Genomic DNA, 21,313 nt, shown 5'->3' on the forward strand with positions numbered 1-21,313 from the left:
ACAGTAACACTCATGAAAGCCTGGCAACCACCCCAGTAAATGAAAGCGCTAGGCGTTTAAGGAGAATGGAGAAAGAGCGAAGCCAGTCGACGATCGAATCTTTCATCTTTCCTCTTTCACCTTTCCCAGCTTACCGCGTACCACTTACCACTTACCACTTACCACTTACCAAGCCATTATCGAGTGACAACGAAACCATGCCGAAGTTTGGATGCTATTTCTTACAAATAACGCTCCAAGCCGCAAGCCAAACTTGCGACTGATACGCGTCGACATCCTTTGGAAGACTGCCGGACAAGGCTATACGTAGCGTTTGATTGATGATCCCAAAAAAAAAGGTATAAGCCAGTATAGGCTCGATATTTTTGATTTCCTCAGCCTTAATACCGGCCTGAAGGATTTTTATGATCTTGATGAAGGGCGGCGTTTCCATGAAGGGCTTTTGCTCGGGCAAAAATTCGCGGACCTTAATAACTAACAGGAACTGCATCACATCAGGCGCTTCCTGAGTTAACCTAAACAAAAGGCCGACGACTTCGCGCAATTGCTCGGAAGGTTTGGCATTTCGGCGTCGAATATCATCGATCGAGATACTCAGACTATCGATGATATTCGCGTACAAGGCTTCGGCTATCGCTTGCTTGTTTTTGAAACATTGATACAGGCCACTGGTGGTCTTGATGCCGGCCGCTTCGGCAATATCACCGAGAGACGTATTGAAATACCCCTTCTCGGCGAAAAGCTTTAATGCCGCCAAGAGAATTTCATCCTGAGTGTCCAATTTATTTTTGTTATTTTCTATTTCCTTTTCCATTTTCACTTTTTACAGCAATATCATTATGCTGCCTTTATAAAGTTAATGATTCGTATCGTTTCGGCAATGCATTCGAGAACCTGCGAAGCATGGCAAGGCTGATTAATCCCGATATTGCTCACCGAAACGTTACATAAAAACCTGTGTACTTCGATCGACCATGTTTGCGGTTATCATGGCTATGTAGCTCATTCGACGCTTAAAGGAAAGTCAGCGATAAACTGCGTCAGGAACCGGCAGTCGTTAAGCTAAGGCCATATAATGTATTCGCCACAACCGCTATCGAACAAGAAATCGCCAAAAAACTTCGAAGACGGCTGTTCGAATTATCATATCCCATACGAAGATAAGGTTTTAAATTAAACCTCAAACAGTTGTTTATTACAACACTCTAGTTTCGATCCGCTACGTTAATAGCGAACAGATTTTTTTTAACCTTCTCCAAACACACTCCACGCGGCTTTCAAATAGTTAATCATCGACCATAACGTCAATATCGCCGCCAGATACAGCAACACATATCCGGATGTCTTAACGGGGATACCGACGACATCCTGTCCGTACAATAAAAACCCTATCGCGGTCATTTGCGCCGTGGTTTTCCATTTACCCAGTTGCGAAACTTTGACTTTAGCGCGCTGCCCCAATTCCGCCATCCATTCGCGTAACGATGCAATCGTAATTTCGCGCCCGATAATAATCGCCGCAGGTAAGGCTAAATAAGGCGAACCGTCTTGTTGTACAATCAAAACCAGTACGATCGCCACCATCAATTTATCCGCAACCGGATCCAAAAAAGCGCCGAACGGCGTTTCCAAGCTCATCTTACGGGCTAAATAACCATCCAACCAATCAGTGATACCGGCCAAGATAAAAATGCTTGTCGAAGCCAAGTTGGCATATTCCCAAGGCAGATAAAACACCACTGCAAGCAACGGAATTAAAACAATTCTCAGCAAAGTCAGATAGGTCGGAAGATTAAATTTAATGGCCATTTGGGTTATGAAATTGTTCGTAAATTCGTTGCGCCAAGTCCTTACTAATGCCTGCCACACTCGCTAAAGCATCCGCGCTGGCACCGGCAACGCCTTGCAAACCACCGAATTGTTTTAATAATAATTGTCGGCGTTTCGGTCCCAACCCTGGAATATCCTCCAAAACGGATTGTTTTTTGGTCTTACCGCGTCGCTGCCTGTGTCCGGTAATTGCAAATCGGTGTGCTTCGTCGCGAATATGCTGAATCAACAACAACCCCGACGCACCGGGCGTTACATCCAAAGGCTCCACCTGATCGGTCAGCAGTAGTTTTTCCATACCGGCTTTTCGATCCGGCCCTTTGGAAACTCCGACTATCATAACATTGTTTATCTCTAAATCCGCCAATGCCTTTTTCGCTTCGGCAACTTGCCCTTTGCCGCCATCGATAAACAAAATGTCGGGAGCCTCATGTTCGCCTTGCTTGAGCCGTTTATAACGCCGGGTCACCGCCTGATGAATTGCCGCATAATCGTCGCCGGGCGTCACACCCTCGATGTTGAAACGCCGATAAGCCGATTTTACCGGCCCTTCCCTATCGAACACAACACACGAGGCTACGGTTTGATCGCCCTGGGTATGGCTAATATCGAAGCATTCGAGACGCTTCGGCAATTCCCGGCAACCCAATTCATCCTGAAGACTCAAAAAACGCGCATAAATACCTTGCCGGTCGGCCAATTTACTTTGCAGCGAATACTCGGCATTGGTCGATGTCATTTGCAGCCATTTTTGGCGTTCACCGCGTACCTTGGACGTAATTGTAACGGCATGTTTGGCATAAGCGGCCAGAACTTCAGCCAGTAGGCCGACTTCTTCCGGCTCGTGACTGACGATCAATTCATAGGGCACCGTCTTGTCGAGATAATATTGTGCGATAAACGCCTGCAAAATTTTGCCGGGCTCATCTTGATCGGACAATTTCGGAAAAAACAACTTATTGCCGAGATTCTGGCCCTTGCGAATAAAAAACACCTGAACGCATGCCACGCCTGCTCGCGTAGCGCAGGCAACGATATCGACATCGCCCCGCTCGCCATGCACAAAATGTTTTTCCAGAATCAATCGCAAACGCGCAATTTGATCCCGAAAACCCGCCGCTTTTTCAAAATCCAAGGCCGCCGAAGCATTTTCCATTTTTTCGATTAAACGACCAATCAATAAATCGCCGTTGCCTTCCAAAAACAAAATACTATTTTCGACATCGACCGCATAATTGCTTGTATCGATCAAATCGACACACGGCGCGGTGCAGCGTTTAATCTGATGCTGTAAACAGGGGCGAGTTCGATTGCGATAATAAGAATCTTCGCATTGCCGGACCGGAAATATTTTTTGCAATAATTTCAGTGTTTCCTTGACCGCGCCAGCGCTCGGATAAGGCCCAAAATATTGCCCCTTCTTCTTTTTCGCGCCTCGATGAAAAGTAATCCGGGGAAAATCCTGTTCGGTGGAAATAAAGATATAAGGATAGGATTTATCGTCCCGCAAACAAATATTGTAGCGGGGCATGAAACGTTTGACCAACTGGCTTTCGAGCAACAAGGCTTCGCCTTCGGAGTTGGTTACCATGACTTCTATCGACGCCAACTGCGCAATCATCGCCTGCTGTTTCGGCGATGCGGTTTGCGTCCGAAAGTAACTCGACACGCGGTTCTTGAGGTTTTTAGCCTTTCCTATATAAATGATTTCGCCTTTTTCATTCAGCATTTTATAAATCCCCGGCCGACCGGTCAGGGTTTTCAAAAAGGCGGCTACATCAAATTCGGCAACAGGCACAACAAAACTCAATGATCGAACAACCCGGCAATTCGGCGAAAAACATCGTGAAACATTTCCTCGGTCAAACGCTTGGTTTGCACGTTATAACGGCTGGAATGATAAGAATCAACCAGATATCGCGAATTAGGCAAACGATGCAAGCGATTATGGCCGAACGGTGCATCTTTTAATTTTAAACCACAGGCTTTCAAGACGGCCTGATGCGCGATACTGCCCAGCGCCAGAATGACCGTTCCTTCAGGCATTTGCGCTATTTCGGCGTTTAAATATCGATTGCAGGTATTGATTTCCAAACCGGTCGGTTTATTTTGCGGTGGCAGGCATTTAACGGCATTGGTGATGCGGCAAGCGGTTAAAACCAAGCCATCCCTTCGGCCTTCTGAAATGGGGCGATTACTGTAACCAAATTGGTATAACGCTTGGTACAACAAGATTCCGGCATAATCGCCGGTAAACGGGCGCCCCGTTGCATTCGCGCCATGCATGCCCGGCGCCAACCCGACCACCAACAATTTCGGTTGTTCGTCACCGAACGGAGCAACCGGTCGGGCATGATAATCGGGATACTTGCGTTTCACCTCGCACAAAAATTCGTCCAAGCGTCCGCAATCCTTGCAATCTTGATTAAAAATTTCGTTAGAAGCCATCGGTTTGATTGAAAAAATAGGGGATTTTACCGCATTTTGAATTACACCCATCGTAGATCAAAATTCGGCATTGGGGTGATCGCCAAAGGCTCCGCACCTAAATATCTAAGGCTATTAACCATTCCCAATGGGCTATGGAATTTAGGTGCTGGGTGAATACGTCCAGGTAGACTCTATGCACCGATGATCACCCCGGCGCCTCCTTAAGCATCGCCGAAATTTGAAGTGCGAAAGGTATATCCACTATTTTCAATCATAACCGCTCCACTCATAGAAAGCCTTATTCCCCGGCGATCGACATGCGCTCGATCAAAACCGAACCGGTGCGTACGTTGCCTCGATAATCGACATCATTACCGACCGCGACGAGATTTTTAAACATATCTTTCAAATTTCCGGCAATCGTAATTTCCTCGACCGGGTATTGAATTTCGCCGTTCTCTACCCAGAATCCGGCCGCGCCGCGCGAATAATCGCCAGTCACCATTTTAACGCCCTGCCCCATCAATTCGGTTACAAGCAATCCGGTGCCGAGTTTTTTCAGCATGCCGGCAAAATCATCGTTTCCGCTATCGACGATCAGATTATGAACGCCACCGGCATTTCCCGTGCTTGCAAGACCGAGTTTCTTCGCCGAATAAGTACTTAACACATAGTCCTTTAAAATTCCTTCCGCAACGATGTCCCGAGCCCTAGTTTTGACGCCTTCGGCATCGAAAGCAGCACTGCCGAGAGCACCAACCATATAAGGTTGTTCGTGAATATGCACGAATTCCGGAAATATCCGCGTATCCAATGCATTGAGTAAAAACGACGATTTACGGTATAAGTTACCGCCGCTAATTGCGCCGATTAGCGATCCGAACAAACTGGAAGCCACTTCAGCCGAATACAAAACCGGACATTGCCGCGTGCTTAAGCCTCGCCCCTGCAAACGTCTAACCGTTCTTTCAGCTGCTTTTCTGCCGATGGAGTCGACCGCCTCGAGCAAGTCAGGATTCCTGGCAACGCTATACCAATAATCGCGCTGCATACTGTCGCCGCGTTGTCCTAATACTGCGCAACTAATCGAGTGACGGCTCGATTCGGAACCCTTCAAGAAACCTAAACTATTGCCCAAAACCCGAATGCCTTGGTGACTGGTGACCGTTGCGCCTTCCGAATTCGTAATTTCGGTTGAATAAGAACGCGCGGCATCTTCGCAGGCTATCGCCAACTCGATCGCACGATCCGCAGCGAGAGACCAAGGATGAAATAGATCTAAGTCGGGAAATTCGGTCGCAAGCCAGTCTTGCTCGGGTAATCCTGCATAAGGATCTTCGCTGCCATAGCGCGCGAAACTGCATGCGGCGGTCACCGTTTCCTTGATCGAAGCATTAGATAGATCGGTGGTACTCGCAGAACCTTTACGCTGTCCGAAATAAACGGTCACGCCCAAGCCTTGATCGCGATGATGCTCTATCGTTTCGACATCACCCAAACGCGCGGTCACCGACAAGCCGCTATCGACACTCAAACCTGCTTCCGCAGCGGTTGCGCCCTGCAGCTTCGCTTCATCTAAAATGCTTTGGACCAAATTTTCCAATCGACTGATTTCTTCCCGGTTTTGCAAAATGATTCTCTACTTAAAATTAAATCGATATAGTCAACGGTAAGCAGTGAGCGGTAAGCGGGCGACCTACTATCTGCTTACCGCTCACTGTTTACTGTTTACCGTTCACTGCTTACCGCTCACTAACCATCAGATACTCGTACCGCCGACCGTCAACGCGTCGACTTTCAAGGTCGGCTGGCCGACGCCGACCGGAACGCTTTGCCCATCCTTCCCGCAGGTCCCGACACCGCTATCGAGTTCCAAATCGGTGCCGACCATCGACACCCGAGTCAGAACATCCGGCCCGTTGCCGATTAACGTGGCGCCTTTTACAGGTCGCGTCAACTGGCCGTCCTCGATAAGATAAGCCTCGCTGGCTGAAAACACGAATTTTCCCGAAGTGATATCGACCTGTCCGCCGCCGAAATTTTTTGCATACAAACCTTTTTTGACCGAGCGGATAATCTCTTCAGGATCGTGCGGCCCCGGCAACATATAGGTATTGGTCATGCGCGGCATCGGCAAATGCGCGTAAGATTCGCGCCGACCGTTACCGGTCGGGGATACGCCCATCAATCTGGCATTCAATCTATCCTGCATGTAGCCTTTCAATATGCCGTTTTCAATCAACACAGTTTTTTCGGTAGGCGTGCCTTCATCGTCTATACTCAACGAGCCGCGACGTCCCTCGAGCGTGCCGTCATCGACCACGGTACACAAATCGGATGCAACCCTTTCGCCGACTCGTCCGCTAAAGGCCGATGTCCCTTTGCGGTTGAAATCGCCTTCCAGACCATGCCCAATTGCTTCATGCAATAAGATGCCCGGCCAACCCGATCCCAAGACTACAGTCATGCTGCCGGCCGGCGCATCGACGGCATCCAGATTAACCAACGCTTGCCGAACCGCTTCTCGACCGTATTCCAGTGCTTTATCCTGGTCTACGAACATGCCGTAATCGCAACGCCCGCCGCCGCCCATGCTACCCTGTTCGCGGCGTCCATTATCCTCGACAATGACACTCACGTTCATACGAACCAACGGACGGATGTCGGCAGCCAATGTACCGTCTTGATTAGCGACTAAAACATTTTCATGAAGACCGACTAAGCTGATAACCACTTCTTCAATACGGCTATCGAGCTTGCGTGTCTCTCGGTCGACTTTATGCAACAGTTCGACTTTTTGCTGATCCGCTAAAGATTTGAGTGGGTTGACAGAATGGTAATATCGAGGCCACGCGGCTTGTTTGGAAATGGCCGTACGCGCATTTTGTCCTTGTCGGACAATGGCTTTGACATTACCGGCCGCTTCGAGCAAGACCGGCAATTCAATTTTATCGCTATAGGCGAATCCGGTTTTCTCGCCGACGACGGCACGCACACCGGCACCTTGTTCGATATTATGACTGCCCTCTTTGATGATGCCGCTTTCCATAACCCAGGATTCGTAATGACTGGATTGAAAATAGATATCGGCGGCATCGACCGGAACACTGAGCAAACTGCTCATGACTCGCTCGATATCTTGTTCCTGCAAGCCTGCCGGCGCAAGAATCGCTTGTTTCGCTATATTTAAAATTTCCATACTGTCTATTATTGCCGTTGATGTTTCGGTATGCCGTCTCGCAATTTCTTATAGAGCATCTGCAGCAACCGGTCTGGCCCGTCTTTTTTAATGTCCTCGAGCGGTTCTGACGCACCTGGTATGGACGGATTTTTTTCATCTTGTTCAGTCACGATATCCGCAGTAATTTCCGACGCGGATTGACCTTCGGATAACTGCAACGAATAAATTCGCTCGATATAATCGTCGTCTTTAAATAACCAGCCCAAAATGCCTTTCGCCTCGTTCTCGTCGGGATCGAAGCGGACATAGTAATAACCGGCATCGCGATCCCTATCGGTAATTTCGATGCGTTGCTGATTTAGGACTAACTCCATTATGAACCACGCTTTTTCAAAAGATTCTTTGATAATTAGCTTGGTTCGTAGCGCCGATTGTTCGATCGCAACTTTATCCCCTAAGCCTTGTTGAATCGATAACGTTGTCAACACAGGATCGACCGATTTTTGTAAACTCTGCTCGCCCGATGCGCCCTCGAATTCCGGCGGTCGCTCCAAATGTCCGGTGTCCCGATAACGGACTTCAGTTTCGGAACAGTTCGCCAGAACCGCCGACCACAACAACACCCCGCAAAATTTAAGGATGGTTCTATTCGATGGCTTCATGACATTTAAAGCAATGTAACCTTAAAATTTGATTTTTCAAGAATATTCTCTCTAAGCGCCAAGCCGGAGGGAAAGATAAGCGATGAACATAATTCCTATCAGTTCACAGCTAACCACTGACTGCTTACCAAAAACTAATCGAAATTTAAATTTTTCGATGCTGTAAAGCGGGGAAAGACAATCGAACTTTTTCCAAGCGTTCGTGTTCGATATCGGCGCAAACGAAGCCGCCGCCATTCTTATGACAACCTAAAACCACTCCCCACGGATCGACTATCATCGAATGCCCAAAGGTTTTACGACCGTTAATATGAAAGCCACCCTGATTCGGTGCAATGACATAACATAAGTTTTCAATCGCTCGCGCTCTCAATAGGACCTCCCAATGCGCGGCACCGGTTTGTGCGGTAAACGCCGAAGGCACCAACAAAATTTCGGCGCCTTTCGCCACCAAATTACGGTAAAGTTCGGGAAAGCGCAGATCATAGCAAACCGACAGCCCCAACTTTCCGAAAGGTGTATCAACAACAACCGGATCATGTCCGGGCTCAATCGAATTCGATTCGCGGTATTCTTCCTCGGTATCGGGTACGCTGACATCGAATAGATGTATTTTGTCATAACGCGCAACGCGCTCGCCACGGTCGTTATAAACCAAGCAGGCAGCTCTAACTTTGTTATCGTTATCGCCGACCAAGGGGATCGTTCCACCGACAACCCAAACTTTGTATTTGAGTGCGGTCGACGCTAAAAAGTCTTGTATAGGACCATTCCCGTCGACTTCCTTGATCGTTAACTTATCTGTCTCGCTTTCCCCCATCAAGGCAAAGTTTTCCGGCAATACAACCAATTTCGCTCCGGCATTTACCGCTTCGCCTATCAATTTTTCGGCTTCTAAAAGATTCGCCCCCACATTGGGACTCGATGCCATTTGTATGGCGGCACATATACTCATTTAAAGACTCTTGTTTTAATTTTTATTCAGTTTAATTTTTATTTAGAATCGCTCAATGCATAAGGATGCGCTGATGTTTTCGTTCAATACTGACCCTTATGAACATTAACCTAACGTTCATGAAGGCCAGTCGATCAAGCAACCGCCCCTTCTTCGGAACCAGCATTTTTAGAGCAGCGTTTTGCATATCGAAAAATTAGATAAGGAATGCAAATCTGCGAACTTTCTCAGTAAATTCGGCAGTTTAAAGGATTTGGTCATAAACATACCTTTCGCACTTCAAGCCTGGGCGATGCTTAAGAAGGGACTGGATTCACGACGTCCTTTGACGAGCAACCCGGTGCCGAATTTTGATCTACGATGGGTATAACTACCCTGTTTTTATACTCCTCGTATATCACGAAATCCTTAATCGCTATTTTCCGTCCACGGAAAATCGGTAAGTCCTTGCCAGGTTTTGTTAAACAAACCGTCGCCTTCACGCAAAGGAATTACCTGCGGTTCTTCCCAAGAACCTATGATTCGGTATTGAGACCCGAAAAAAAAGCCCTCCTGGTAATCTTTCGTCACTGCCTTGGCAATCAAACCGGCTAAACGGCCGACAATTGTACCAGCAATGGGAACCGCATCGGAACTTTTAGGCACGACCCGAACTTGTTGATCCAGCGTTTTATCGTTCAAATTGGCGTTCCCGGAAAGCGTTATTTTTGCCGGCACGGCGTCGACTTCTAAATTTGAGGTACTGGCAATGCCCTCGGCTAAATGGATACGTCCCTTGATACTATTGAAGGTTAACCCTTCCTCGTAAACATCGCGAAAATCCAATTGCAATCGTTTAACCCACTGTGAAAACGCTATGATACCCAATACACGACCCAATCCAGGCTCTATACTGAGCAATCTCCCGTCCTTTAACTCGACATCCACTTCACCTCGCAAGCGCTCCAATGAAAATTGATAGGGAGCGGCGTTCCACTTTAGATCGAGTTTTGCGGCAATACGGGTTTCTTTCATACTTTCATATAGCCCTAATTCATTAAGCAACCGACCGAACTGCCGACCGTCGAAAGTACCTTTTAACTCAGTTGTTGAGCCAAATCCTTGATTGATCCAACGCCCAGTCAGGTTCATTGTTTCATTTCTATCGGAAATTGTAAGTCGCTGAAAATGCAAGCCTTGAGGTATACGTACGGTTCGCAACACCAATCGCCCCATATCGCTTGAGCGCCAAATCACTTTTTCGCTATCGATATCGAATAACGGTACTTTTTCCATGAGGTTATCGGTACCACTTTCCAATTTAATGCGGCTCATCGCTGTCAGATCGATAAACTCCATGGTCATCCGTATGCTATCCTCGCCCGATCGGTCAACCGGTATACGCAAATTCCCCTTGGCCGCCGAACTATCGATTTTACCTACCCAGAAATTGCCGCGGCGCGTCAACATTAAATCCAGCCTACCCAAATCCATAAATTGATTTATTAGCTGACTGGTTCTTATTTTGATTTCGTATACAGGCATCGACTCGTCTTTTGCGACACCGTCCCTATCGATAAAACTTAGCCATTCTTCGAGATTCATTTTATCGCGATTCGCTTCTAGCTTAATAACCGGAGCATCCGGATAATCCGCTACACCGACCCCGAACAGAAAATGCCCCGAATGCAATGCCTGCTCCGCTATCTCAATCTTAAATGCGGCATTCAGCTGATTATCGTAATTTAATCTAACCGGCAACAAACGCTCGTCGCTCAAGTCAAAAACCAGCGACAAGGGGCGCGACTGGTCTTTATCTTTTCCGAGTCCGTCGGGTAAGATTAATGACAAGCCCCTCAAACCCGAATTGATCGTCATTTGAGTTGTGCGATTGTCTTCGGCCGGTAAAACCAATTCCAGTCGGTAATCGGTATTGCCTTCAACAAGCCCCCACCATGGCAACTTAAATTGATTTTTCAGATTCTCAACGGCGCTTTCTCCCGCGACTTTAATCGTGGTTTGTTTCGGTTCGCTTTCGATATTCACTCGAATCGGGCTCCCCAACGCGACCGCCTGTATATTGTCGGCGAAAAGCCCCTGTCCATTAAATCTTAAAACCCCTTTGATATTGCCGACCGGCAAATCGAATGAGTGGACAACGAGCGAGGCATGATCGAACGTTGCTTCGCCATCGACCTTAACCGGTTTCAGCCCCACTAATGGGATATCGAGATCGAGTTTAACAGATGTGTTTCCGGTAGGCGTTACTGCGGTTCGCAACGCACCGACCGGTGAACCGATCGGAGTTTGCTGTAGAAAATCCAACGCGTGAATAATACTGCCCTCGGCGACGCCGCTGACCAAAAGATTGGGCTCAACATTCAGCATCGGAATAGTTATTTCGGCTTGCCTAATCGAGCAATTTGCAGTTTCGGCTTTCTTGATGTCGACCTTGAGCGACGCTCCATAAAACAGCGCCTGCGCATCAACTTTGGTTAAATTCGGCCATTCCGGGTCGTAATTCAACGTCATATCGGAAACATCGAACAAGACTTCGAAAACGCCCTGACTTTCGGCGAAGGGGTAACTCTCCAACTCGCCGGAAAATAACAATCCGCCTCGCGGAATACTGCCTGAGATAAACGCGCGGTCTAACCAAGAGAAAGTATCGGGATCGATACTTCCCACCGGAAGGTAATTTTTAACCTGACCAAGATCGGCAACCGAAAAAGTACTTTGTAAATCCAGTACTGGCGAGGCTTCGCTTTTTGGCAGTGTTAAAAACAAGCGACTAATCGTTGACACGTCCGACATATCCAGCATTATTTGCTTGCTGGAAACGACCCAGGCATCGAGCGTTTGCCGCCAGTCGAATCGCCCTTGCAGACGTTCGAACGATAGCGCTTGGCGAAACACTCCATTCGGCGCTAACTGCGATTGACCGGTCGTCAATTGCACCATGCCTCGCTCGTCATTGCCGCGGATATGTCCGGTTATACCGGAAAATCCCGGAATGAAATCGAACCCGGCAAATCCTAAATCGGAAAATAGACCATCGGCGGCAAAGCGCTGACTGTCAATATCGACAAAAAGCGTAAAATCTTCCACATTTCCGGACAACTTGAGTGCCGTCAAACGTTCCGCCTGTTCAGCCGGCAATAAACCTGGCCAAGCCATCAGCTCGGAAATATTCATCAAATCCAAACGATGCGCCGACAATGCCAAACTCTTGAACGCACTTTCTGCATCTCGCTCAACAGCCAAACTGAACTGCGTGTCGGTCCAAGGCCGCCGATTATCTTCTACAGCCAATCGAGCAACATCCAGAGCCAAGCTTCGGCCATCATCGCGCCACCTAAAGAGCGTTTCAAGACTATCCAGCACTAACGCATTCTTTTCCTTGAACTGCAATGCCACGCGCGACAGATTAATCTCTGCGACCGCTTCGGATATTTGACTTTTTTGCCAATGCGTCCAAAGCTTCAGATCGCCAACCCCGGATTCAATACTAACATCCGATAGCGATTCGCCCGCCATAATCTCGGCCACGTCGACCCCGGTTCCTTCAAAATACACCTTGCCGTCGATTTTACCGGGTTCGAAAAAATTGCCATTCAATTCCATCGACACGCGAAATGTATGACCTAAATTTTCGGGTAAGCCCGCCAACAAATGAATTTGATGTCGACTCCCGTCGTTATTGATCACCAAATCGACTCGTTCGAATTGAATGGGTTTGCCGCCACGCATTTCATCTTGCCAAGCAATACGGCTATGCAGCAGCTCAAATTTCCCTCCTTGCAGCAACCACAATGGATAATCGGTCTCGCCGCCGGCTTGTAAACCGACTAGTGTAAAACTACCATCCGGTTTTCGCTGTATCGACACATCGGCACCGATAATCGATATCCATGATGCCCTCCAAATTTCTCGCGTCCAAAGAACACGCCATAAACTGATATTTAAGCGAATCTCTTCAAAATTAACCGGCGTCGAGAGGCTTTTGCCATCCTCATCCAACACATTGATATCTTTTAGCATTAACGTCGGCGTGATGCCTCGCATACCGGTCTTTATTCGACCGATTTGAACCGGGGCATCGATCAGCGCCCCAATTTCTCGCTCTAATTCGAACTTATAACTTTCCAGCCCGCTCATTAATACACGGACTGCCGTCAAGCCTAATGCCGAAGCAATCAAAGACCAAAAAAGCAGAATTCGCGTGGCCCGCGTAATGTGATGAATCACTTAGCTAAAAACTCGTTAATGCGATTTTATATCATTCGCACTTCAAATTTCGGCAGCGCCTTAGGAGACGCCAGGGTGATCGGCCCCTTACCTAACGCTAGGTGAGGGGATGGGCCTTTGACGGGCACCCTGGTGCCGAATTTTGATCTACGATGGGTATAAAAACGGCTCAATTTAAAAAGATCGATGATTCGATTCATCAGGACAATCCTCCTATTCCCTATTCCCTATTCCCTATTCCCTATTCCCTATTCACTGCTAACTGCTAACTGCTAACTGCTAACTGCTAACTGCTAACTGCTAACCAGCCTATCATAACAACACGACGTCATATTGTTCCTGATTATATTCGCCCTCGGCCCTAAACTTAATCTGAATATTCAAAAATGCCTCGAGTTCCGCAAGCATATCGGCTTCCTCATCGAGCAACATTTCGACGACTTCATTCGATGCCAGTACCATTAGCTTCCGAACTTTGTATTGCCTGACCTCGCGAATAATCTCGCGAAATATCTCCAGACATACCGTTTCGGCGGTTTTCAACACACCGCGCCCGCCGCAAGCCGAACAGGGTTCGCACAAAATATGCTCGAGACTTTCCCGAGTCCTTTTACGGGTCATTTCGACCAAACCGAGCGTAGAAACCTCGGTAATTTTGGTCTTCGCATTATCCTTTTCCAAATGCCGTTCCAAGGCTTGCAAGACTTGTTTGCGATGCTCATGGCTCTGCATATCGATGAAGTCGATAATGATAATTCCACCTAAATTTCGCAATCGTAGTTGGCGAGATATCGTCTGAGCAGCCTCCAAATTGGTCTTAAAAATCGTCTCCTCAAGATTACGCCCGCCGACATAACTGCCGGTATTGACATCGACCGTCGTCATCGCCTCGGTTTGATCGAACACCAAGTGTCCTCCTGATTTCAACATGACCTTACGATCCAGCGCACGCTGAATTTCCTCTTCGACGCTGTAAATATCGAAGACCGGACACTCGCCGGTATAATGCTCGATCACATCGACGATATCGGGCACGAAAATCTTCGCGAATTCGACCAGCTTGAGATAAGTTTCCTTAGAATCGACGCGCACCCTCTCGATACCTTCTTTGTATAGATCCCTCAACGTTCTGACACTCAGCGGCAAGTCCTTATGAATGAACTGCTTCGGTTGCGCGCTATTAATGCTTTCCGAAATTGTCGTCCAAAGCTTGAGCAGGAAAGTCATATCGGAATACAAAACCGCTTCCTCGACGCATTCGGCTGCCGTACGAGCAATAAATCCGCCACATTGGTTTTTTTCGCGAAACGATTCAAGACAAGCACGGAGCCTAGCACGCTCGGCATCGCATTCGATCCGTTGAGACACACCGCAATTATTGGCATAGGGCATATAAACCTGAAAACGCGACGGAATCGAGATTTCGGTGGTTAATCGCGCGCCTTTAGTGCCGATTGGGTCCTTGGTCACTTGCACGACGATATGTTGCCCCTCGTGCAGATAGCTTTCGATATTCGCCGATCCTTTTTTTTCCAAATCCTTGCTGCATAAATCGGATAGGTGCAAAAAGGCAGCCCTGGACAAACCAATATCGACAAAAGCCGCTTGCATGCCGGGCAATACTCGGCAGACTTCACCCTTATAGATATTACCGACCAAACCGCGTTGTCGGCTACGCTCGATAATCAGTTCCTGCAAGACTCCGTTTTCGATGACGGCAACGCGTGTTTCCGGCGGCGTGACATTGATTAAAATTTCTTCACTCATTTGAAAATCGTTATCCCTTGTTTCGCTAAAAGTTCAGCCGTCTCGAACAGCGGCAAACCAACCACGCCGCTAAAACTGCCGGTAATCGATTTGACGAACACGCCGCCTAAACCCTGAATCGCATAAGCACCCGCCTTGTCGACTGGCTCGCCGCTATGCCAATAGCGGATGATTTCATCTTCGCTGATATCACGAAAACTGACCTCGGTAACATTGACGGCTTGCCAGTGTTCGAAGCCTCTGAGCGATATTGCGCTAAAGACCTGATGCGTCCGTCCCGACAAAATGCGAAGCATGGCCAGGCAATCGGCCTTATCCTTCGGCTTGCCCATAATCCGTCCGTCCAAGATCACCGCCGTATCAGCGGCCAGAATCGGCAGCCTTGCCCCACTCCGCTCCAGTGCTACGGCCGATTTTTCGGCAGCGATACGTCGAACATAAGACAAAGGCGCCTCACCTGAGTAAGGCGTCTCATCGATATCGACCGGAAACACCTTAAAACTGACTCCGATTTGCGTTAACAGTTCCTGACGGCGCGGAGACGCCGAAGCCAATAGGATTTGCACACTCATTCGCGATGATAGGGATGGTTATTTAAAATACTCCAGGCGCGATAAATCTGTTCGGCAACAATCACACGCACCAATGGATGCGGAAAAGTCAGCTTGGACAGACTCCAGGATTCGCGCGCCAATTGTTTCGCATCATCGGACAATCCTTCGGGTCCGCCGACAAATAAGGCGACATTCCGCCCGCTTTCGAGCCATCGTTTCAAGGCAACCGACAATTCCGGCGTCGACCAAGGTATTCCGAGGACGTCCAAGGTCACGACATGCGCGTCTTTGGCGATTGCCGCGATCATTTTATCGCCTTCGTCCTTGACTATACGGGCCGAATCGCTATTTTTACCCCGCTTGCCCGGCGGAATCTCCTTGAGCACCAATTCGCACTCTCTCGGCAGTCGCTTAGCGTATTCATCATAACCGGATTGTACCCAAGCCGGCATTTTATTGCCGATAGTAATCAGTTGTATTTGCATGCACGGAGCATACACAGAAGCCTTGGAGTGCGCAATAAACAAACGCTATCGTTTAAATGAGACTTATTGAAGAAAGCCTTTTAGAATGGGAACCGTTGCAGTAAAAAATAGCCCTTCTATATATCAGGCATTTTAACGGTTGGACTATAATTTCAATTTTTACGACCAATCTGAACCATGGCTACCAGTTCCTTTTTCGAGCAGCTATTCAAATGGGTTTTCATCGTCAGCGCATTACTGACAGTCCTGCTTTATTTCAAAAAAGACCATTTACCGGAGCCGAATTTTTACGATCTCGGTTATCTCGAAGAACCGGCTCAAGCCAAGATAAAGGCCGAGCCGTTCAAGAGCCGAGTCAACGATCAGGAATATACGATCACGCCTTTGTATGACTATGAGCTACACGGCGTCGTCGTCAGTTACAGCGACGCCGATGCCTTCACCAACATCTGGCACCACAAACGCTGGCATGATTTTATAAACCTTCGCGACTTATGCGTGATCTGGGGTAAAAATGTCGGTTCCGGCGTTTACCGGCAAATGAAGTTTCATAACGATAGCTGGACATGCTGGGCTTCCTGGCAAGACTACGAGACAGGGGCTTTATTCAAGATGAACGCACTGTCGAACAATCATTTACTGACCAACGACGACCGCATCAAAAAAGCGCTGATGTCCGCAGAGCCGGGCGATCATATCCGTTTCAAGGGCGTATTGGCCGAATATGCCAACAAAAGCAATAACTTCTTTCGCGGCACCAGCATTACCCGAAACGACACCGGCAACGGCGCCTGCGAAACGGTTTACTTGGAGGAATTCGAAATCGTCAAAAAAGCCAATCGGGGCATTCGCAAACTTTACGGCATCACCAAATGGTTGGCCATCGTTTCTTTTTTCGGTTTTCTTATCTTCTTTGCGATTGCACCGGTTAGAATTCGGTATTGACCGGAGCAATTCATTGACAAACAGGCTTTGATGGCTTTATTTTCCACTTCCTGACGCGAACGTTTCGATATGTTTTGACCACGGTCGAAAGGTGTAGGACAGCGCACTCCGTCTTACCAAGGAACTAAAGCTTCACTCAAAATCCATATCCGGTTAACCTTTGCCCAATTAATTCTAACAACAGCACTTAAACTAAACACCACAATGACCGACCGAAACCTAGCCGATTGGCATAACCGCGCCGCACTGTTCGAACAGGAAATCAACAAAGCCGTGATCGGACTCGAACGCCCGGTACGACTCGTCACGACCGCGATATTCGCGCGCGGCCATGCGATGCTCGAAGGCGATGTCGGAGTTGGTAAAACCACCTTGTTGAGAGCCGTTGCACGCGGCATCGGCGGTGCCTACGAACGCATCGAAGGCACGATCGACCTAATGCCGAACGACCTGGTCTACCACACCTACATCAATGAAGCCGGCAAACCGCAGGTCGACCCCGGCCCGATATTAAAACATGGAGAGGAGCTGTCGACCTTCTTCTTCAACGAAGTCAACCGCGCTAGACCCCAGGTCCATTCATTGCTGCTGCGCGTGATGGCCGAAAAATCGGTCACGGCGTTCAACCGCGAACATTATTTCCCGCATTTACAGGTCTTCGCCGACCGCAACAGAGTCGAAAAGGACGAAACCTTCGAAATACCGTCCGCGGCCCGCGACCGCTTCATGATGGAGCTAAAAATCGAAACACCGGAAGACCCGGCCCTGCAGCGCGAATTGATGTTCAATCCGAGATTCTACGATGTCGACGCATTGATCGAGACAATACAGCCGGGCATCCTCCCCTACCGTGAATTGAACGATATCAGCCGGCAAATTCAGCATCACATTCAAGCCAGCGAAACCTTGCAAAATTATGCATTGCAACTTTGGCAGGCGACCCGCTTTCCGAAAGACTTTTCGATTGTATTGGACAACGTCGACATGGACCGGCTAATCCTCGCGGGAGCCAGCGCACGCGGTGCCGGCATGCTGATGCGCGCGGCGCGCGTGACGGCTTGGCTAAACGGCCGTACGCACGTCTTACCGGAAGACATCCGCGAAATTTTCCATGAAACGATCGCGCACCGGGTGTTTTTCAATCCGACTTACGAATTGAGACGCACACAGCTCGCCGAACAGCTCAGCCAAAAAATACTTCAGCAAGTAGCGGCACCCTAAGAAAATTTGCTTAAGTCCATTTGTACGCGAAACTTAATCGGATGATGTTCTAAGAATTTTATTATTTATCTTTCCGCTCACCGCTCACTACTAACCGCTTACTACCACAAGCCGACGATGCTCGAAGAATTTCATTATCAATTGCCTTGGCGCACCGCGAGCGCGCACCCTGGCCGTCATGCCGGCAAACACAGCGGCGGCGAACATGAGTTTCACGGGCATGCGCCGTTGATTGCCCGTCCCGAAGCGCACAATATCGATATTCATGCCAGTCTGCTCGACCCGTTCGGCCAATTCATGGTCAGGACTTTTCGCCAGCGCGGCTTGATTTCGGTCAACATCATTGCAGACTTATCGGCATCGATGAGCTTTCACGGCAAAATGAAAACCTTGGCACGGTTTACCGAATTGACGGCTTATTCGGCCTATCGCAGCGGCGATCATTTCGGCTTTTTCGGCTGCGGACAGGATTTACTGCCGGACTTTCATCTACCGCCGCGCTGGTATAAAGGCGGCGCCGCCGAACTCGTAGACCGGCTCGGGCAATTCGACCCCGACGACAGCCATTGCCGAAGCCTGCTCTCGATCGCCGAACATTGTCCTCGGCATCGCTCTTTGATTTTTCTAGTCTCCGACTTTCATTTTCCATTGCATGAAACCGCCGAGATTTTCGATTCGCTGTTGAAACACGACGTGATACCGGTCGTATTATGGTATCCCCAAGAGTATCGTAATCTGCCGGAATGGGGCCTGGTACGCCTGGCAGACCCGGAAACCGGTAAAGACCGGCAATTACTGATGCGTCCGACGCTGAAACGCAAAATCATCGCGACATTCGAAGACCGGCAAGAACGGCTCAAGCATTTGTTTATGCGCTACGGCCGCCAAGCGTTTTTTCTCGACGACACCTTTCAGGCCGATCAGCTCACCCATTATTTCTATGAACAATAAACACCTAGGAATATGCACAAAATAACTTCTACAATTAGCAGGCTTTGCGGAGGTTCGGTGACTCGCTTGACAGGACGCCGTGAATACGTCCGTGTAGGCTTGACGGCCGCTATCCCTGCCGCCGACACCTGCCAATCGAGCCACCGCCCCCCCTTCCAACAGTTGTCTAAATTGTTTCATGCTCGTTCCTTAGCTCATTTTTACTTATGGCTATTGCTGTATTTATCGGGCGCCATAACCGCAAACGCGGCCAACATTGAAATCGAACTCGATACGCCGCGCAACTACGGCTACAGCCTTGGCGACAAAATCACCTTGACGGCCCATATCGGGGTACCGTTATTCTATACACTGGAATCCGGCTTTCTGCCGACCCCTGGCCCGATCAACGAATGGCTTAGACTTTATAGTATCGAATCAATACCAAGTAAATCGGGGAAAGACTACTCGCTTGCGATCACCTATCAGGTTTTCAAGAGCGTGCGCGCCACCGAGGAATTGACGATCCCACCATTGCCGATTCGCTTCATGCACCGAGGCAAGCCCGAAATTGAAACGCTTCCGCCTTGGACTTTCAGTTATCATCCGCTGATTCCAAAAAACAAAGCGGATCGCGACATCGAGCCCGAATCGGAAGCGCCGCCGCGCCTAATCGATACGACTTCGCACCGCCGCGCCTTGACTTATTTGCTCGGGGTATCTTCGATTATATTGCTCTATATCGTGTGGTTTTACGGCAAAATCCCGTTTCTCGAACGTTACAGCGGCTCATTCGGCAAAGCCTGCCGGGAAATCAAAAAACTCAAAAAGTTGCCACAATCGAGAGCGGTCAGCTTACAAGCCTTGCAATGCTTTCATCATGCCTTGAATGAACTGGCCGGCGAAACACTCTTTGCCGGACAATTGCCGGACTTTTTTCAACGTCATCCGAAATTTTTACCGGTTCGAGAAAAGACCGAAGCTTTATTCGCCATTTCGCGGCAACTCTTCTTTGCCGATGCCGCTAGCGAATCATCGGCAATAAGTCCGGCTCAAGTCGAGAAACTGTGCTTGCTATACCGGAAACTCGAAAGGAGTAATCGATGGATTTAGCGCTAAGTCATCCGTGGGTATTGCTGTTTTCACCGCTGGCCTTACTGTCGTTTTTCGGTAAGCATTTACCCGCACTGCGTTACTCAAGCCTGTCGATATTACCGTTCGACCCTTTGTCGTTTTTGTTGTTTACACTATTGAAGTTGATTGGTGCCGGCGTCATTCTGTTGTTGCTGATTGCGCTATCGGGGCCCTATCTCAAGGAGCAAACCGTGCAACGACTCGGCCAGGGCGCCGAAATCGTCATCCTACTCGACCGAAGCGCGAGCATGAACGAAAACTTCGCCGGCCGTTATTTCGGCGGTGCGGCAAAAGAAAGTAAGATCGCAATTGCCCGGGACTTACTCAGAGATTTCATTACACGCAGAAAAGACGATTTTTTCGGCATGATTTCGTTCAGCACAGCGCCCATTCATGTCATGCCGTTGACCCAAAACAAAACCGCGACTCTGGCCGCGATCGACGCGACCCGGTCGCGCGGCCGAGGCGTCACTAACATCGCGCCGGGTCTCGCGATGGCGTTGGACTATTTTCAGGAACGTCCGTTGACTGGATCGCGCGTCATTTTACTGGTATCGGACGGCGCCGCGCGCATCGATCTCGAAACGCAAAGCACGCTTGCCCAGTTGTTCCATCAATACAAAGTCATGCTGTATTGGGTTTATCTGCGCGACGATAGAAGCCTCCCTCTCGATAGCAAGCCGGCCAATGCAAACGAAACCACCTCGCCGGAATATTTTCTGCATCAGTTTTTCCAAAGCATCGGCATTCCGTATAAAGCTTTCGAAGCCCAAAACCCGGAAGCCCTTCAAAACGTCATCGACGAAATCGGACGACTGGAAAACAAGCCGATTCAATACACCGAAAAGATAGCCCGGCAAAGCCTCGCAGAGTATTGTTATCTACTGGCAATCAGCGGTATTTTGATCTTGCTGTTTGCCCGCTATTTCGAGATAAAGTCCGAACGCCTTCTATTCGAATCGAATTCTTTCTCCAACCGATAGCCTTGTCGT

General features: G+C 48.7%; 18 protein-coding genes. 5 read left to right on the top strand and 13 right to left on the bottom strand.

Features of this window, described 5'->3' with window-relative positions; genetic code table 11:
• Positions 1 to 214: 214 nt before the first annotated feature.
• The 13 genes from ACRJJO_RS04210 to rlmH form a co-directional block, all read right to left on the bottom strand.
• Positions 215 to 814 carry a TetR/AcrR family transcriptional regulator gene (locus tag ACRJJO_RS04210; protein WP_404359832.1) on the bottom strand — a complete coding sequence of 200 codons (600 nt, stop codon included), beginning with the start codon at positions 812 to 814 and terminating at the stop codon, positions 215 to 217.
• 431 nt (positions 815 to 1,245) lie between these two features.
• Entirely contained in the window at positions 1,246 to 1,809 is a 564-nt protein-coding gene (gene pgsA, locus ACRJJO_RS04215; RefSeq protein ID WP_404359831.1) for a CDP-diacylglycerol--glycerol-3-phosphate 3-phosphatidyltransferase, read from the bottom strand.
• Positions 1,799 to 3,628: an excinuclease ABC subunit UvrC gene (gene uvrC / locus ACRJJO_RS04220; protein ID WP_431064665.1), complete on the bottom strand. Its 1,830-nt coding sequence runs from the start codon at positions 3,626 to 3,628 to the stop codon at positions 1,799 to 1,801. The genes pgsA and uvrC overlap by 11 nt, the downstream gene beginning before the upstream one ends.
• Positions 3,629 to 3,636: 8 nt before the next feature.
• Positions 3,637 to 4,278 (bottom strand): uracil-DNA glycosylase, encoded by a 642-nt coding sequence (locus ACRJJO_RS04225; RefSeq protein ID WP_431064666.1) that lies wholly within the window; start codon positions 4,276 to 4,278, stop codon positions 3,637 to 3,639.
• A gap of 280 nt (positions 4,279 to 4,558) precedes the next feature.
• Positions 4,559 to 5,890: a metalloprotease PmbA gene (gene pmbA / locus ACRJJO_RS04230; protein WP_431064667.1), complete on the bottom strand. Its 1,332-nt coding sequence runs from the start codon at positions 5,888 to 5,890 to the stop codon at positions 4,559 to 4,561.
• A 129-nt stretch (positions 5,891 to 6,019) separates the two neighbouring features.
• The gene (tldD, locus tag ACRJJO_RS04235; protein ID WP_404359824.1) at positions 6,020 to 7,459 is read right to left on the bottom strand and encodes a metalloprotease TldD; all 1,440 of its coding nucleotides are present in this window, start codon (positions 7,457 to 7,459) and stop codon (positions 6,020 to 6,022) included.
• 8 nt (positions 7,460 to 7,467) lie between these two features.
• Entirely contained in the window at positions 7,468 to 8,103 is a 636-nt protein-coding gene (bamC, locus tag ACRJJO_RS04240) for an outer membrane protein assembly factor BamC (protein WP_431064668.1), read from the bottom strand.
• A 145-nt stretch (positions 8,104 to 8,248) separates the two neighbouring features.
• The gene (locus ACRJJO_RS04245) at positions 8,249 to 9,058 is read right to left on the bottom strand and encodes a carbon-nitrogen hydrolase family protein (protein WP_431064669.1); all 810 of its coding nucleotides are present in this window, start codon (positions 9,056 to 9,058) and stop codon (positions 8,249 to 8,251) included.
• A 408-nt stretch (positions 9,059 to 9,466) separates the two neighbouring features.
• Positions 9,467 to 13,285 carry a YhdP family protein gene (locus ACRJJO_RS04250; RefSeq protein ID WP_431064670.1) on the bottom strand — a complete coding sequence of 1,273 codons (3,819 nt, stop codon included), beginning with the start codon at positions 13,283 to 13,285 and terminating at the stop codon, positions 9,467 to 9,469.
• A 26-nt stretch (positions 13,286 to 13,311) separates the two neighbouring features.
• Positions 13,312 to 13,485, bottom strand: coding sequence for a hypothetical protein (locus ACRJJO_RS04255; protein ID WP_431064671.1), 174 nt, complete (start codon positions 13,483 to 13,485; stop codon positions 13,312 to 13,314).
• A 112-nt stretch (positions 13,486 to 13,597) separates the two neighbouring features.
• Positions 13,598 to 15,052 carry a ribonuclease G gene (gene rng, locus ACRJJO_RS04260; protein WP_431064672.1) on the bottom strand — a complete coding sequence of 485 codons (1,455 nt, stop codon included), beginning with the start codon at positions 15,050 to 15,052 and terminating at the stop codon, positions 13,598 to 13,600.
• Positions 15,049 to 15,624: a Maf family protein gene (locus ACRJJO_RS04265; RefSeq protein WP_431064673.1), complete on the bottom strand. Its 576-nt coding sequence runs from the start codon at positions 15,622 to 15,624 to the stop codon at positions 15,049 to 15,051. Before ACRJJO_RS04265 ends, rng begins: the two co-directional genes overlap by 4 nt.
• Positions 15,621 to 16,091 (bottom strand): 23S rRNA (pseudouridine(1915)-N(3))-methyltransferase RlmH, encoded by a 471-nt coding sequence (rlmH, locus tag ACRJJO_RS04270; protein ID WP_431064674.1) that lies wholly within the window; start codon positions 16,089 to 16,091, stop codon positions 15,621 to 15,623. The genes ACRJJO_RS04265 and rlmH overlap by 4 nt, the downstream gene beginning before the upstream one ends.
• 177 nt (positions 16,092 to 16,268) lie before the next feature.
• Here rlmH and ACRJJO_RS04275 point away from each other — a divergent pair, with 177 nt between their 5' ends.
• The 5 genes from ACRJJO_RS04275 to ACRJJO_RS04295 all read left to right on the top strand — a co-directional run bounded on the left by ACRJJO_RS04275 (position 16,269) and on the right by ACRJJO_RS04295 (position 21,304).
• Positions 16,269 to 17,036: a hypothetical protein gene (locus tag ACRJJO_RS04275; RefSeq protein WP_431064675.1), complete on the top strand. Its 768-nt coding sequence runs from the start codon at positions 16,269 to 16,271 to the stop codon at positions 17,034 to 17,036.
• Positions 17,037 to 17,240: 204 nt separating this feature from the next.
• Positions 17,241 to 18,257 carry an AAA family ATPase gene (locus ACRJJO_RS04280; RefSeq protein ID WP_431064676.1) on the top strand — a complete coding sequence of 339 codons (1,017 nt, stop codon included), beginning with the start codon at positions 17,241 to 17,243 and terminating at the stop codon, positions 18,255 to 18,257.
• Positions 18,258 to 18,374: 117 nt separating this feature from the next.
• Positions 18,375 to 19,208 (top strand): DUF58 domain-containing protein, encoded by an 834-nt coding sequence (locus ACRJJO_RS04285; protein ID WP_431064677.1) that lies wholly within the window; start codon positions 18,375 to 18,377, stop codon positions 19,206 to 19,208.
• Positions 19,209 to 19,220: 12 nt separating this feature from the next.
• Complete coding sequence (locus ACRJJO_RS04290; RefSeq protein ID WP_431064678.1) at positions 19,221 to 20,300, top strand: hypothetical protein; 1,080 nt, start codon at positions 19,221 to 19,223, stop codon at positions 20,298 to 20,300.
• Positions 20,291 to 21,304, top strand: coding sequence for a vWA domain-containing protein (locus tag ACRJJO_RS04295; RefSeq protein WP_431064679.1), 1,014 nt, complete (start codon positions 20,291 to 20,293; stop codon positions 21,302 to 21,304). Before ACRJJO_RS04290 ends, ACRJJO_RS04295 begins: the two co-directional genes overlap by 10 nt.
• Positions 21,305 to 21,313: the final 9 nt, after the last annotated feature.

Source organism: Methylotuvimicrobium sp., from assembly GCF_050611805.1.
Lineage (GTDB): Bacteria > Pseudomonadota > Gammaproteobacteria > Methylococcales > Methylomonadaceae > Methylotuvimicrobium.

Coding starts and splice junctions, on each gene's coding strand:
- ACRJJO_RS04210 (WP_404359832.1), bottom strand. CDS start 814: ATGGAAAAGGAAATAGAAAATAACAAAAATAAATTGGACACTCAGGAT.
- pgsA (WP_404359831.1), bottom strand. CDS start 1,809: ATGGCCATTAAATTTAATCTTCCGACCTATCTGACTTTGCTGAGAATT.
- ACRJJO_RS04225 (WP_431064666.1), bottom strand. CDS start 4,278: ATGGCTTCTAACGAAATTTTTAATCAAGATTGCAAGGATTGCGGACGC.
- tldD (WP_404359824.1), bottom strand. CDS start 7,459: ATGGAAATTTTAAATATAGCGAAACAAGCGATTCTTGCGCCGGCAGGC.
- bamC (WP_431064668.1), bottom strand. CDS start 8,103: ATGAAGCCATCGAATAGAACCATCCTTAAATTTTGCGGGGTGTTGTTG.
- ACRJJO_RS04245 (WP_431064669.1), bottom strand. CDS start 9,058: ATGAGTATATGTGCCGCCATACAAATGGCATCGAGTCCCAATGTGGGG.
- ACRJJO_RS04255 (WP_431064671.1), bottom strand. CDS start 13,485: ATGAATCGAATCATCGATCTTTTTAAATTGAGCCGTTTTTATACCCAT.
- rng (WP_431064672.1), bottom strand. CDS start 15,052: ATGAGTGAAGAAATTTTAATCAATGTCACGCCGCCGGAAACACGCGTT.
- ACRJJO_RS04265 (WP_431064673.1), bottom strand. CDS start 15,624: ATGAGTGTGCAAATCCTATTGGCTTCGGCGTCTCCGCGCCGTCAGGAA.
- rlmH (WP_431064674.1), bottom strand. CDS start 16,091: ATGCAAATACAACTGATTACTATCGGCAATAAAATGCCGGCTTGGGTA.
- ACRJJO_RS04275 (WP_431064675.1), top strand. CDS start 16,269: ATGGCTACCAGTTCCTTTTTCGAGCAGCTATTCAAATGGGTTTTCATC.
- ACRJJO_RS04280 (WP_431064676.1), top strand. CDS start 17,241: ATGACCGACCGAAACCTAGCCGATTGGCATAACCGCGCCGCACTGTTC.
- ACRJJO_RS04285 (WP_431064677.1), top strand. CDS start 18,375: ATGCTCGAAGAATTTCATTATCAATTGCCTTGGCGCACCGCGAGCGCG.
- ACRJJO_RS04290 (WP_431064678.1), top strand. CDS start 19,221: ATGCACAAAATAACTTCTACAATTAGCAGGCTTTGCGGAGGTTCGGTG.
- ACRJJO_RS04295 (WP_431064679.1), top strand. CDS start 20,291: ATGGATTTAGCGCTAAGTCATCCGTGGGTATTGCTGTTTTCACCGCTG.